The organism is Altibacter sp. HG106, from assembly GCF_028561755.1.
Taxonomy (GTDB): domain Bacteria; phylum Bacteroidota; class Bacteroidia; order Flavobacteriales; family Flavobacteriaceae; genus DFVG01.
Window position 1 is genome coordinate 178,645 of sequence record NZ_JAQQTD010000001.1, and the last position, 13,334, is coordinate 191,978.

Consider the following 13,334-nt stretch of genomic DNA (forward strand, 5'->3'; position numbering starts at 1 on the left):
ATTTCTTTTTTAACTTTTCATTAATAGTAACACAGAGATGATATGCTAGTTTTGCTTTTTATTGTTTGAGGCATTCTTAATTAACTACCCCATGATCTATAGAAAACTAACTACCCTACTGGTAGCGTTCTTCTTTTGGACACCCTTTATATTTTCTCAGCAAAAAACCATCCACGCGCAGCGGATTTCTACCGCACCAGTGATTGACGGAAAACTGAATGATGCCGTCTGGCAAAACGCCACTGCCTTTGGCGATTTTCAAGCGTACCAACCGGGGAACGAACTCAACATCCCTGAAGCCTACCAATCTGAGGTGAAAATGGCTTACGACAACGAAGCTGTTTATATTGCAGCGTATCTTTACCATCCTGCCCCCGAAACGATTCCTCGGCAATTTGCACAGCGTGATGATCTCAACGCCCAGGCCGATCAATTCGCCGTAGCGCTTAATACATATAACGACGGCATTAATGAAACGCGTTTCTATGTAACCAGTGCGGGCACGATTGGGGATTCGAGAGTTTCTTTAGGAAATCAAGACTTTCGATACGATGTGGTGTTTCAATGTAGGGTTTCCCGCGACCATAAGGGGTGGTATGCCGAATTTAAAATACCGTATCACGCCTTGCGGTTTCCGGAAGCAGAGGTTCAGAATTGGAGTGTCAACTTTTATCGCCGACTTACCCTTCGGAATGAGACCCATACCTGGAACTATATCCCCAATGGGGAAGGCCGTGAGACTCAGTTCAACGGATTGGTAACCGGAGTACGTGCTATTGAACCGCCTACCCGACTGAGTTTGTTTCCCTTCGTCCAAGGGACCGTCTCTTCTTTCGACGGGACTATAGAGACCGAAGCGAGCGCCGGAATGGACATAAAATATGGCCTTAGTGACAGTTTTACGCTAGATGCCACCCTCATACCGGATTTTGGACAAGTTGCTTTTGACGCAGTTCGGTTGAATCTGGGTCCTTTTGAACAAACCTTCGGAGAAAATCGTCAGTTTTTTAGAGAAGGTATCGAACTGTTCAACCGAGGAGGTATCTTCTTCTCGCGAAGAATTGGCGGACCGCCCTCGACCACACCCGATCTAAACGATAACGAAATCGTTTCCGAAGCCCCGGGAAAAGTCAACTTACTGAATGCCATTAAGGTTTCAGGACGAACGCAACAAAATTTAGGTGTCGGATTCCTCAATACCATCACCGAAAAAACCTTCGCTACCGTAGAAGACACACTCACCGGAACGCGACGAGAAGTTTTGGTAGAACCGCTTTCTAACTATAATGTGTTCGTGTTAGACCAACAATTTAATGATAACTCGGCCATATCTCTCGTAAACACTAACGTAAGTCGAAATGGCTCCTTTCGGGATGCCAACGTCACCGCACTTTCGTTTAATGTAACTGACAAAAAGAACACGATTCGCACCTCTGGACGTGCCATTGTTAGCAACGTACACGAAACTGGAGGCTGGCGCTCTGGGTTTCGCTCTGAGCTAGATATCTTTAATATCAAAGGAAATTTTCGCTACCGTGTGGGGCATGATTTTGCCAATACCACCTACGACATCAACGATCTTGGGGTAAATTTCACCAACAACTACAACAATGTGGTGGTGGGCGCTTCCTATCAAATTTTTGAACCTACTAACACCTTCAATAATTATCGAATTGAAGCCACGGCAAGACATCGCCGTTTGTATCGCCCCAGCTTACAAACCGAGAATGAATTTAACCTCAGCACCTTCTTTGTAACCACAGAACGATTTGCCTTTGGAAGCAATACGAGTTTCAACAGCAAAAAGCAAGATTATTTTGAACCGCGTGTGACAGGGCGATTTGTGACCTTCAACGAAAATGTAGGTGGAAACGCCTGGGTTTCTTCAGACTACCGTAAAAAGTTTGCCTACGATTTAGGCATCAATTACCGCAGTTTTTTGGACGATCCGCAACGTAATTTCGGGTTTAATATCTCGCCCCGCTATCGTTTTTCCGATCGCTTTCTGGTAATTCTTTCTACCGATTTTTTCCAGCGGAAAGATAATTTTGGATACATCGACAATACCGATACGGACGTGTTCTTTGGCCAGCGCGATATTACCAATATCGAAAACACGGTCACGGCCAGTTATAATTTTAACCCTTGGAAAGCGGTAGAACTTCGTTTCAGAAACTTTTGGAGTACGGCCGATTATGGCGTGGATCGATTTTTTACGCTGAATGATAACGGAAGCAAAACCATAGTGGCATACGACACCACTGAGAACGATCCGAACCGCAATTTCAATATCTGGAATTTAGACCTGCGTTTTCGTTGGCGCTTTGCTCCGGGTAGTGAAGCTTCACTCTTGTACCGCAATCAACTTTTCAGCCAAAATGAAGCGTCCACGCTCTCGTATACCGAAAGTTTAGACGAATTGTTCGCGCAACCGCAATTACATTCGCTTTCCTTACGAATCACCTACTTTATCGATTACAATTCGTTGATCAATCTCACTAAAAAAAATTCCTGATTCCCAAAAGAAAATAGTACTTTCAACCCAATGATCAAAGCGCAGAACATTCACAAGCACTATGATGAACTTCACGTCTTAAAAGGCGTTGACCTCCACATCAAAGCGGGAGAGATCGTTTCCATTGTAGGAGCTTCCGGGGCGGGGAAAACAACGCTCTTGCAGATACTGGGAACCTTAGATACTGCCGATAAGGCTTCGGGAGTATTGCAGATTAACGATACCAATATCGCCACCTTATCTCGGAAACAATTGGCGAAATTTCGAAATGAATCACTGGGGTTCATCTTTCAGTTTCATCAACTATTACCCGAATTTAACGCGCTTGAAAATGTGTGCATTCCGGCCTTCATTAAGAACACACCCAAAATGGAAGCCGAAAAGAGAGCAAAAGAATTATTGAACTTCCTCGGGCTAGCGCATCGAGAAACACACAAACCGAATGCTTTGAGCGGTGGGGAACAACAACGGGTGGCCGTGGCGCGTGCACTGATTAACAATCCGGCTATTATTCTGGCCGACGAGCCCAGTGGAAATTTGGATACTGAAAGCGCTGAAAACCTCCACCACCTGTTTTTCAAATTAAGAGATGAGTTCGGACAAACCTTCGTAATTGTAACGCACAACGAAGAATTAGCCACCATGGCCGACCGAAAATTAGAGATGCAAGACGGAGTGATCTTAGCCTAAGTAGTATTATTGAAGAAATCTGAAGTAAAAGCATTTTTAGATGACAAAGTGGTTCGCTACAACCACCCACGGTTTATTGATACCGACCCGATTCAAATTCCACATCGCTATCAGCAAAAAGAAGCCATTGAAATCTCCGGATTCCTGATCGCTACGATCGCATGGGGAAACCGTAAAAGTATCATCAAAAACGGACAAAACTTATTGGCACGCATGGGCAACGATCCTTACGATTTTGTCATGCAATACGATTCGAAGGCGTTTAAACACCTTGAGGGATTTGTACATCGCACCTTTAATGCGGTGGATCTCGATTATTTCCTACAAGCGCTACGACGTATCTACAGCGATCACAGTGGCTTAGAAGCCGTGTTTTCCGAACATGCCGCGAATGATTCATTGCAGCCGGCCATCCATGAATTTAAGAAGCTCTTTTTCGACGCACCGCATCCGGCCCGTACCCAAAAGCACGTTAGCGACCCTGCAAAGAATTCGGCTGCCAAGCGAATCAATATGTTCTTGCGTTGGATGGTCAGAAAGGATACGGCGGGGGTCGACTTCGGAATTTGGAAACGCCTCTCCCCTGCTCAGCTCAGTTGCCCATTAGACGTTCATTCCGGAACCATCGCGCGAAAGCTGAACCTACTAAAACGCAAACAAAATGATGGGAAGGCTGTCATCGAACTGGATACGGCACTGCGGAAAATGGATCCCATTGATCCAGTGAAATACGATTTTGCGCTCTTCGGATTAGGCGCTATGGAGGACTTTTAACGTATGTAATTACTTACTTTTTTTGAATTAAAAATCGTTAAAAAGCATATTTTATCGATTAAGTGCATTTTTTTATTATATTTGAGGCTAACCTACTTAAACTCAAAAAACATGAAAAAAATTACGCTCTTTTGCTTGTTGGTGACCTTGTTCGTAGCTTGTTCACCTGAAAATGAAACAACCCTTTTACCGGAAGCTAATTTCGATTTTGATTTACCCGGAAATATTGATGATGGAACCATTGGTGAGGATCCGCTTCTTTATGAAGATGTATTATACGCGGGACAAACCATGGAAAGTGGTATTGCTTCCGTAGAGAATTCTGAGGGGGAACTCATCATCCTTCTCCAAAATGAAGGCGACTGGGAAATTCTGGAAACACATATCTACGTTGGAAGTATGGAAGGACTACCCACCAATGGGGGTGGCAATCCTAAAATAGGGCAATTTCCTTATGCTGGGACACATGCTCCCGGTACTACAGAAGTAAGCTACAATATCCCGGGGTATCCTACGGGAAGCTGTGTGTATGTGGCTATCCACGCGGTTGTGTACAATACGGTAACCGGAGAAACTGAAACCGCATGGGCAGCCGGTGAACCCATGGGCGGTAGCAGCTGGGCAACCTGGTTCGAAGTTTGCCTATAATACAAATCAAATACGTTAAAAACGCACCCGATTTGGGTGCGTTTTTTGTTATACATCTATGAATTCTGAACCTTATCGAAAAGTGCGAAAATTCTGAACTATAGAAAATCTGAGGACGCTATAATCTCGTATCTTTCCTACATAACCTTACAACTAAATACCCTTATGAAAAATTTAAGTATCGTCTGTTTTCTCGCCATTGGAGTGCTGTTTTCATGTTCTACGGAAGAATCTGCACCCATCGACACGCAAGAAGCTAATTTTACACGCACCGCTTTCGATGAGTTTTGTTATGAAACTCCCCTTATTGCCGGAAAGCATACCGAAGTCGGCCGCGTACAGGTAGTATATACCAACGGTGAAGTACAGGTTCAATACGTTACCGATGGCGACTGGATCCTTGAGGAAACACATCTTTTTGCCGGAGCATGCGACGACATGCCGGTTAATGGTGGAGGAAATCCGAAAATTGGAAAATTCCCATTACATGGAAACCACAGTGGAAGTACACAAACGGTTGCCTATGGTTTAGATACTTCCGATTTTCCTGAATGTATCTGTGTTGCCGCACATGCTGTGGTTCGAAATGCCGCTAGCAACCAAAGAGAAACTGCCTGGGGGGATGGTATCACTTTTCCAGGTAGAAGCTGGGCCATGTATTTCAACTTCTGTTGGGATGCCTGTGATGGTGACTAATTTTTTGATTTAATATTCAAAAAAATCCTACCGCTTCCGGTGGGATTTTTGTTTTTTAAAACCGAAGATTTTTTCCCGTGAAATGTATCTCATTTCATATCTTTGAGCAATAATTGAGTCCATGCAGTTTCAACATCCTGAAGTACTTTACGCCTTTTTTCTGCTGCTCATCCCAATTTTTATCCATCTCTTCCAGTTACGACGGTTCCAAAAAGTAGCGTTTACCAACGTAGATTTCCTGAAAAAAGCCACGCTTCAGACCCGAAAAAGTGCGCAAATAAAGAAATGGCTGGTGCTAGGAACCCGCCTTTTAGCGCTCAGCTGTCTAATTCTGGCATTTGCACAGCCCTTTAGTACCCATGAAGCCACCACGGGAAACCCTCAGGAGGTTATTATATACCTTGACAATTCGCACAGCATGCAAGCTCGCGGCGCTAACGGCCCCTTGTTGGAACGAAGTTTGCAAGCATTATACGACGCTACATTTGATGCGGAAACCATCAGTTATTTTACAAATGATTCGGAGTATCGAGACCTTTCTAAAACCGACTTCAAACAGCAAATTCTGCGGACGCCTTACAGCAATGCTCAGCTGAAACCTGCCACGGTAATTCGCAAGGCAGAACAGTGGTTCTCTAAGAGTCGTAGAATCGATAAAAAATTGCTGTTCATATCCGATTTTCAATCGGTTGAAGCCTGGCCCAATTTACCTCCAGACCTTGCTGTAATCGCTGCTAAAACGCAGCCTGTCAACCCCACAAATATAAGTATCGACTCTGTAGCGGCTTCCGGGAAGGCTACAGACAAAATGGAACTTACCGTATATATTTCAGCCCAAGGTGTCGAGACCAGAGAAATACCTGTGTCGCTGTATCGCGATGATGCCTTGATCGCAAAATCTTCTGTTGCTTTTTCAACCGACGGACAGCAAAAGGTGACATTTTCTGTAGCGAATCCAAGTGCTTTTCGAGGCCGTGTTGCTGTAAACGATACAGCGCTTCCCTTCGATAATGAATTCTATTTCAATACAAATGTTTCCGAAGCGATAAACGTACTTGCCATTACGGGCGAAAAAGCTGCCTTCTTGGCTCGTTTGTTTGGCTCAGAGGAGTTTGCATTTTTACAACAACCCCTTGAGGCACTGAACTATGACGCAATCCCTTCTCAAAACCTCTTGGTGCTTTACGAGCTACCTGCTATTCCTAAGGCCCTGCAGAACGCCTTATATGCCTTTGTAGAAGCTGGAGGAAGTCTCGTGATTGTTCCTTCCGAAAATAGTGAACTTACTTCCTACAATGCGGTGTTGAGAACCTATGGGTTAGGGGCATTCATAGAAGCCATTGCTTCGGAAAAACAAGTGACGAACATCGCATTCGAGCATCCCTTATACGCTAATGTGTTTGAGAGAACAATTTCTAATTTTCAATATCCGAAAGTACAATCGTACTACACCATACAAAGTGGAGCTACCCCTGTGCTTCGATTTGAAGATCAGCGGCCGTTTTTGCTTCAACAGGATAACGTATACGTATGGACAGCCGCGCTGAGCGATACGAATTCTAATTTCCAGAATTCTCCTTTAATTGTTCCTACCTTTTACAATATGGCGCAGCAAAGTTTACCGCTGCCCACGCTTTCCTATACCATTGGTACCACCAATACCTATGCCGTTTCAGTAGCACTCATGCAAGACGAGATCGTGAGCTTGCAAGACAGCACGCAACGCTTTATTCCGCAGCAACAATCTACCGCCAACACCGTGCGAATTACGACTACCGATCAACCTGGCATTCAGGGGACTTATGATATCACAAAAGAGGGCGAAACCCTCCAACAGGTAAGTTATAACTACAACCGATTAGAAAGTCGGTTGCAATACCGAGATGCCGCCAATTGGGAGGGGGTGGAAGTCTTGTCTTCAGTACAAGAAGTGCTGTCCGAATTGGCCCAAGCGAGTGAAAAAAACCAATATTGGAAATGGTTTGCTATTTTTGCAATACTGTTTCTTCTGTTAGAAATGTTGATTCTAAAATTCTATAAATGAAGATAATCATCAAGTCGGCTACCATTATTGACCCTACCAGCGAACATCATAAGCAGCAACGGGATCTGTTCATCGAGAACGGCACCATTCGCAAGATTGGAAAGCAACTCACAGCAGAAAAGGCTACTGAAATCACCCGACCCAATCTTCATGTATCTCCAGGATGGTTCGATCCAGGAATTTCGGTGGGAGAACCGGGCTATGAGGAGCGAGAGACCTTAGACAACGCCCTCCGCACCGCAGCGCTCAGCGGATTTGCCCATGTGGCTTTAAATCCGAATGGGTATCCTGTTGCTGATTCAAAATCGCACATCAAGTTTTTGATGTCTCGGGCAGAAAATCAATTGGTAAACACCTATCCAATAGGTGCAGTAACCGTGGGGAGTCGTGGTGAAGACCTCGCCGAGCTATTCGATATGCAGCAAGAAGGAGCCGTTGCCTTTTACGATTACAAGCGACCTCTGGCAAATGCGAACCTATTAAAAATAGCCCTACAGTACGCGCAAAATTTCGATGGATTAGTGCAATCCTTTCCAATGAACAAAAATATCGCCGGTAAAGGCTTAGTGAACGAAGAGCGACAGAGTACACTGCTCGGCTTGAAAGGGATCCCGGCACTTTCCGAAGAACTTCAAATTATCCGCGACCTCTATATTCTTGAGTATACTGGCGGAAAACTACACATCCCCACCCTTTCCACGAAGAAATCGGTTGCCCTGATAAAAGAAGCGAAGAAAAACGGATTGGATGTGAGCTGCAGTGTTTCGGTCAATAATTTGTTCTTAACGGATGACGTGTTAGACAGCTTTGATTCGCGGTATAAGCTACTGCCGCCGCTGCGCACTTCAGAAGATGCAAAAGCATTGATAAAGGGATTGAAAGACGGTACCATAGACGGGGTCACCAGCGATCATGATCCTGTGGACATTGAACATAAAAAAATAGAATTTGAAAATGCGGCTTTTGGGAGTATCGGGCTCGAGAGTTGTTTTGGGGCACTGACCAAAACGCTGGGAGTTGACACCGCGGTGACGGTGCTCACCCGACTTAAAAGTAGGTTTGGTATCTCAGAGGAACCTATTCAGGAGGGAAACAAGGCATCGCTCACATTGTTTGACCCAGATACCACGTATACCTTCAGCGAACAGGACGTTATTTCTACCTCCAAAAACGCCGCCCTACTGGGAAGCACACTAAAAGGAAAAGCATACGGCATTGTGAATAATAAAAAGCTGCACCTTCATGAGTAATACGCCAGCAGGAAAGAACAAAGCCATAATCGCCTATCTCACCTTCGTGGGAATGCTGATCGCGTATTTTATGAATAAAGAGGAACAACATGAGTTCGCTACCTGGCATATAAAAAACATGTTTGGATTAGTGATACTTCTCTTCATTTCTCTGATGTTCCAACGATTTGAGGTAGGTTTCTACATCTACTGGATTGCCGTTGCCTTGTGGTTCTTTTCGTTTTGCATGGCCCTGTTCAACAGAACTCAGGGCATCCCCTATCTCAGTGAAAAATTTCAAGATTGGTTTACCTTTTTCGATTAGTTGTTTTATCTTTAAAACACTAAAAACCAAATACTAACCAACATCTCCTTACGTATGGAAGCGTCTACCAACAATCCTTCAGTAGAAGAAGGAAAAACCATCGCTATTATTTCTTACATCACCCTTATCGGACTCATCATCGCCTTTGTGATGAACAACGAAAAGAAAAATGATTTTGCCGCGTTTCACATCCGGCAGAGCCTCGGACTCGTCCTCCTGTATCTCGCACTTTGGGTACTCTTTTTCGCCATGGCGTTTTTGATCAATATACCGTTCTTGTCAACAGTATTGTATCTAGGACTTGCGGTGCTGTGGATTCTGGGGCTTCTAGCAGCCATTCAGGGTGAGAAAAAGCCAATACCCGTAGTAGGAACACAGTTTCAAGAATGGTTTAAAGGCATCGGCTAGCCTATCAAAATTATGTACCTTTACAACGCCGTATCACGTGATACGGCGTTATTTTTTAGCTATGAAGAAACCCTCTTTATCACTTGAACACCTATATCGACCTGCGAATACTTCCGCAGCGGAAGCCCCCGCTATCATCATGCTACATGGTTATGGTAGTGACGAGAACGATTTATTTTCCTTTGCCAGTGAATTGCCGGAAGAATACGCTATTATATCGCTGAAAGCACCCTATGCTCTTCAACCCTATGGCAATGCCTGGTATTCTATCTATTTTGACGCTCCCGGCGGAAAATTTAGTGATGATGAAGAAGCGATCGCATCCAGAGAACTTGTTGTTTCTGTTCTGAAGGAAATTTGTGACCGCTATCCGGTAGATCCCAAGCAACTCACCCTATTAGGGTTTAGTCAAGGGACCATTCTTAGCTTTGCTGTTGCCTTGAGCTATCCCGAATTGATCAAAAATGTGATTGGGCTGAGTGGGTACATTAATGAAGGCATTCTGAAAGCGGGTTACGAAACCAATGATTTCAGCCATTTAAAGGTGTACAGTTCTCACGGTTCGGCAGATCAGGTAATTCCGGTCGCCTGGGCGCGAAAGAGTGAACCTTTTTTGAAGAACCTAGCTATTTCCTGTACCTATTCTGAATTTCCTGTGGGGCACGGCGTGGCACCGCAGAATTTTTACGAATTTAAAGAATGGTTAACAAAGCACTCCTAACGAGGATAAAGGACCGAAGAAATGACTTCAATTTGTAACTGGTTGTTTTCGTCGAAGATGTAGCTTAATAGCATTTCTCCCCAGTAGGTCCCATCGGTGAAATCGGCAATAATCCATCGGTGGTTCAAAAAGAAGATCGTGTTTATTTTCATATCGCCTTCCAGACCTTCATAGGGAATTAGTGGATTATCCCCCATCTGCCCATTCTGTTCGTAGATGGCTTCTGCCACCTGCTGTTGTACCGCTTCAGCTTCAAAACCCAGACGTTCCAAATAATCCATGGCCATTCCGTTTCCCATCAGTGAAAATTCGGTCGCCTCAAAAAGTCTATCGTTAAGGACTGCGATCGAGTCGTTGGCCTTTTCCACAGAAGTAGTCAAACTGGAAATCCGATTTTCCTGTCGTTCGAAAATAGATTTTTCGTTCATATACTGAAAGATGATGAACAATAGCGCGAAGAAAAACAAGTACATAAAAATTCGAGACTTCATGAAGAACACGTAATTTGTAGTCCGTCGTAGGCCAACTGCACGCCTTTAGGCAGTGCTTTATCCACTTCTTCGTGGAAGCCCATCAAATGACTAATATGAGTAAAATAAGTTTGTTTCGGTTGTAAACGTTCCACGATCGATAAGGCTTCGGAAACATTTAAATGCGAATAATGAGGGTCTTCTCTCAGCGCACTTATAACAAGTACCTCCAGGCCTTTCAACTTCTCTAGTTCGGCATCAGCGATGGTTTTTACATCGGTCAGGTAAGCAAGATTATCGATGCGGAAGCCCAATACAGGAAGGTTGGCGTGAAAAACCTCAATTGGTAGAATATCTTTTCCTCCTATTGTAAAGTGGGCATCTTTCTCGATGGCGTATTCGGTTATGGTAGGCGCACCGGGGTATTTATTCTTGGTTTCGAAAATATAGCCAAATCGTTCATGAAGCGAATCAAACACCCTTGAATGCGCGTAAAACGGAATGTCTCCTTGTCGGAAGTAGAAGGGGCGTATATCGTCTAATCCGGCAGTATGGTCACTGTGTTCATGAGTGAGCAATACCGCGTCCAATTTCTGACAGTTCGCCCGAAGCATTTGCTGTCTGAAGTCGGGTCCACAATCAATGACGCAGCTCGTATCTTCCCATTCTAACAATACCGAAACGCGCAGGCGTTGATCTTTAGGATCGGCGCTTTTACAGACCGGATGATCGCTTCCTATGACGGGAACTCCCTGCGAAGTTCCAGTCCCCAAAAATGTAAGGGTTACGCCTGATTTCATTAACACAAAAATAGGAGTATTTTTTTTGTTTGGCTAGGCGTTTTCATACCTTTGTTAAAGAGCTTACATTCAATACAAGACTATGCCCGAAACGCTATCAGGAGATAAGGAATTTGAAAATATCCCATCCATAAAAAGCAAGGCACTCCGCATCAATCTCAACGAGAATATTTACGGAACATTTGCAGAAATTGGTGCCGGTCAGGAGACGGTTCGAAATTTCTTTCGTGCCGGAGGCGCATCGGGAACCATTGCCAAGACAATTTCAGCCTACGATAAAGATTTTAGTGATGCCATTTACGGAACAGAGGATGATGGTCGCTATGTCACTGAATCTAGGTTGCTGAAGATGCTCTCCCACGAAATTGATCTTATCGAAGAGCGTATCGTTCGAGAAAACCATCCCAATAAAATGTTTTTTGCCTACGCCAACACGGTGGCAACCATTGATTTCGCGAAAAAATACAAAGGGCATGGTTGGGTTGGAATACGATACCAAACGCAGGCAGATGAAGATTATAGTGAAATCATATTGCACATCCGATTTAAAGAGAACGAAGCGGTTTTACAACAGAATACCTTAGGGATACTCGGGGTTAATCTTATCTACGGAGCGTATTACAAATACGATCAACCTAAAAAGTTGCTGCGCTATCTCTATGATCATATTGATAAGGACAAAATTGAAATCGATACCATTAACTTTTCGGGACCAAAATTTAAAGAGGTGGATAACCGCTTGATGAGCTTACAGCTTATTAAAAATGGAATGACCGATGCGGTAATTTTTGGCCCTGATGGCAACAATATCCTTCCCGCCCGTATTCTATACAAAAAAAATATCTTGGCCCTACGCGGAAGCTTCCGACCGGTAACCAAAGTGAATATCGATATGTATGAGCGCTCTTATGAGATGTTCCTAAAAGAAAATCGCGTAGAAAAAGATCGAACGGAAGTCATTTTTGAAATCACCCTTTCTAATTTACGAGCGGAAGGTGAGATCAACGAGCAAGATTTTATGGATCGCGCCAAACTCCTGTGCTCGTTAGGGCATACGGTGATGATCTCCAATTTCCAGGAATACTATAAATTGGTTGAATACTTCTCGAGATATACAAAAATGCGTCTCGGACTCACTATGGGTGTGAACAACCTTGTTGATATTTTCGACGAAAAATATTATCGCCATCTTAGTGGTGGTATCTTAGAAGCCTTCGGAAAGTTATTCTTTAAAGATCTGAAGGTGTATCTCTACCCTATGCGCGATCCTGAAACGGGTGAATACACTAATAGCGAGAATTTGAAGGTGCATCCTCGTATGAAAGAATTGTATAAGTTCTTTAAATACAATGGAAAAGTAATCGATATTGAAGATTTCAACCCCGAAATCTTAAATATCTTTTCGAGAGAAGTATTGGCGATGATCGAAGAAGACCGCGACAATTGGGAAGAAATGCTTCCAAGTGGGGTTTCTGACATCATCAAAGAGAAAAAACTCTTCAGTTACCAATCCAAACCTCAGAAGGAGGCGCAAGGAGCGGCTAAATAATTATTCGGCAAGCAGTTGGGCTGCGTGGTCCTTCGTCTTTACCTTTTCAATAACGCGTGCAACGACACCGTCTTCGTTCACAACAAATGTTTTGCGATGGATCCCGTCGTATTCTCGCCCCATGAATTTCTTGGGTCCCCACACCCCAAAAGCATTGATCACCTCTTTTTCTTCATCTGCGAGCAAAGGAAAAGGGAAATCGTATTTGTTTTTGAAGTTGCTTTGTTTCCGTTGGGTATCGGCACTTACCCCCAGGAGTTCATACCCCGCGTCTCGTAATTCTTTAAAGTGATCTCTTAAGTTACACGCTTCAGCAGTACAGCCGGGTGTATTGGCCTTGGGGTAGAAAAACACCACCAACTTTTTACCCTTATAATCAGATAATTTTACTTCATTACCATCTTGATCGACACTCGTGAAATTTGGTACGGCATCTCCTTCTTTTAGTGTATTCATTGCGTTACT

General features: G+C 43.9%; 14 protein-coding genes. 11 read left to right on the top strand and 3 right to left on the bottom strand.

Going from position 1 to position 13,334, the window contains the following annotated elements:
- Window positions 1–91: 91 nt before the first annotated feature.
- From PO830_RS00890 to PO830_RS00935, 10 genes are all read left to right on the top strand, one after another.
- A complete protein-coding gene (locus tag PO830_RS00890) occupies window positions 92–2,515 on the top strand; it encodes a DUF5916 domain-containing protein (protein ID WP_272851644.1) in 2,424 nt (807 codons plus the stop codon).
- A gap of 30 nt (window positions 2,516–2,545) precedes the next feature.
- Window positions 2,546–3,205 (top strand): ABC transporter ATP-binding protein, encoded by a 660-nt coding sequence (locus tag PO830_RS00895; RefSeq protein WP_272851645.1) that lies wholly within the window; start codon window positions 2,546–2,548, stop codon window positions 3,203–3,205.
- A 9-nt stretch (window positions 3,206–3,214) separates the two neighbouring features.
- Window positions 3,215–3,979 (top strand): TIGR02757 family protein, encoded by a 765-nt coding sequence (locus PO830_RS00900; protein WP_272851646.1) that lies wholly within the window; start codon window positions 3,215–3,217, stop codon window positions 3,977–3,979.
- Window positions 3,980–4,090: 111 nt separating this feature from the next.
- Window positions 4,091–4,627: a hypothetical protein gene (locus tag PO830_RS00905; protein ID WP_272851647.1), complete on the top strand. Its 537-nt coding sequence runs from the start codon at window positions 4,091–4,093 to the stop codon at window positions 4,625–4,627.
- A gap of 165 nt (window positions 4,628–4,792) precedes the next feature.
- Window positions 4,793–5,323, top strand: coding sequence for a hypothetical protein (locus PO830_RS00910; RefSeq protein ID WP_272851648.1), 531 nt, complete (start codon window positions 4,793–4,795; stop codon window positions 5,321–5,323).
- Window positions 5,324–5,444: 121 nt separating this feature from the next.
- Entirely contained in the window at window positions 5,445–7,367 is a 1,923-nt protein-coding gene (locus PO830_RS00915; protein ID WP_272851649.1) for a BatA domain-containing protein, read from the top strand.
- Complete coding sequence (locus tag PO830_RS00920) at window positions 7,364–8,617, top strand: dihydroorotase (protein WP_272851650.1); 1,254 nt, start codon at window positions 7,364–7,366, stop codon at window positions 8,615–8,617. The genes PO830_RS00915 and PO830_RS00920 overlap by 4 nt, the downstream gene beginning before the upstream one ends.
- Complete coding sequence (locus PO830_RS00925; RefSeq protein ID WP_272851651.1) at window positions 8,610–8,921, top strand: hypothetical protein; 312 nt, start codon at window positions 8,610–8,612, stop codon at window positions 8,919–8,921. The genes PO830_RS00920 and PO830_RS00925 overlap by 8 nt, the downstream gene beginning before the upstream one ends.
- 54 nt (window positions 8,922–8,975) lie before the next feature.
- Window positions 8,976–9,329, top strand: coding sequence for a DUF4870 domain-containing protein (locus tag PO830_RS00930; protein WP_272851652.1), 354 nt, complete (start codon window positions 8,976–8,978; stop codon window positions 9,327–9,329).
- 61 nt (window positions 9,330–9,390) lie between these two features.
- A complete protein-coding gene (locus PO830_RS00935) occupies window positions 9,391–10,050 on the top strand; it encodes an alpha/beta hydrolase (protein WP_272851653.1) in 660 nt (219 codons plus the stop codon).
- On the opposite strand, the gene PO830_RS00940 is transcribed toward PO830_RS00935, so the two are convergent.
- Together PO830_RS00940 and PO830_RS00945 are read right to left on the bottom strand one after the other, a co-directional pair.
- Window positions 10,047–10,541: a hypothetical protein gene (locus tag PO830_RS00940; protein ID WP_272851654.1), complete on the bottom strand. Its 495-nt coding sequence runs from the start codon at window positions 10,539–10,541 to the stop codon at window positions 10,047–10,049. The genes PO830_RS00935 and PO830_RS00940 overlap by 4 nt on opposite strands.
- Window positions 10,538–11,320, bottom strand: a complete 783-nt coding sequence (locus PO830_RS00945) for an MBL fold metallo-hydrolase (RefSeq protein WP_272851655.1) — start codon at window positions 11,318–11,320, stop codon at window positions 10,538–10,540. The genes PO830_RS00940 and PO830_RS00945 overlap by 4 nt, the downstream gene beginning before the upstream one ends.
- An 82-nt stretch (window positions 11,321–11,402) precedes the next feature.
- Here PO830_RS00945 and PO830_RS00950 point away from each other — a divergent pair, with 82 nt between their 5' ends.
- Entirely contained in the window at window positions 11,403–12,869 is a 1,467-nt protein-coding gene (locus PO830_RS00950) for a TonB-dependent receptor (RefSeq protein ID WP_272851656.1), read from the top strand.
- Here PO830_RS00950 and bcp read toward each other — a convergent pair whose 3' ends face one another.
- Window positions 12,870–13,325 carry a thioredoxin-dependent thiol peroxidase gene (gene bcp, locus PO830_RS00955; protein WP_272851657.1) on the bottom strand — a complete coding sequence of 152 codons (456 nt, stop codon included), beginning with the start codon at window positions 13,323–13,325 and terminating at the stop codon, window positions 12,870–12,872. It lies immediately after the preceding gene.
- Window positions 13,326–13,334: the final 9 nt, after the last annotated feature.

Excerpts from the sequence above, each read along its gene's own strand:
- PO830_RS00890 (WP_272851644.1), top strand. The coding sequence starts at position 92 with ATGATCTATAGAAAACTAACTACCCTACTGGTAGCGTTCTTCTTTTGG.
- PO830_RS00895 (WP_272851645.1), top strand. The coding sequence starts at position 2,546 with ATGATCAAAGCGCAGAACATTCACAAGCACTATGATGAACTTCACGTC.
- PO830_RS00905 (WP_272851647.1), top strand. The coding sequence starts at position 4,091 with ATGAAAAAAATTACGCTCTTTTGCTTGTTGGTGACCTTGTTCGTAGCT.
- PO830_RS00910 (WP_272851648.1), top strand. The coding sequence starts at position 4,793 with ATGAAAAATTTAAGTATCGTCTGTTTTCTCGCCATTGGAGTGCTGTTT.
- PO830_RS00915 (WP_272851649.1), top strand. The coding sequence starts at position 5,445 with ATGCAGTTTCAACATCCTGAAGTACTTTACGCCTTTTTTCTGCTGCTC.
- PO830_RS00920 (WP_272851650.1), top strand. The coding sequence starts at position 7,364 with ATGAAGATAATCATCAAGTCGGCTACCATTATTGACCCTACCAGCGAA.
- PO830_RS00925 (WP_272851651.1), top strand. The coding sequence starts at position 8,610 with ATGAGTAATACGCCAGCAGGAAAGAACAAAGCCATAATCGCCTATCTC.
- PO830_RS00930 (WP_272851652.1), top strand. The coding sequence starts at position 8,976 with ATGGAAGCGTCTACCAACAATCCTTCAGTAGAAGAAGGAAAAACCATC.
- PO830_RS00935 (WP_272851653.1), top strand. The coding sequence starts at position 9,391 with ATGAAGAAACCCTCTTTATCACTTGAACACCTATATCGACCTGCGAAT.
- PO830_RS00940 (WP_272851654.1), bottom strand. The coding sequence starts at position 10,541 with ATGAAGTCTCGAATTTTTATGTACTTGTTTTTCTTCGCGCTATTGTTC.
- PO830_RS00945 (WP_272851655.1), bottom strand. The coding sequence starts at position 11,320 with ATGAAATCAGGCGTAACCCTTACATTTTTGGGGACTGGAACTTCGCAG.
- PO830_RS00950 (WP_272851656.1), top strand. The coding sequence starts at position 11,403 with ATGCCCGAAACGCTATCAGGAGATAAGGAATTTGAAAATATCCCATCC.
- bcp (WP_272851657.1), bottom strand. The coding sequence starts at position 13,325 with ATGAATACACTAAAAGAAGGAGATGCCGTACCAAATTTCACGAGTGTC.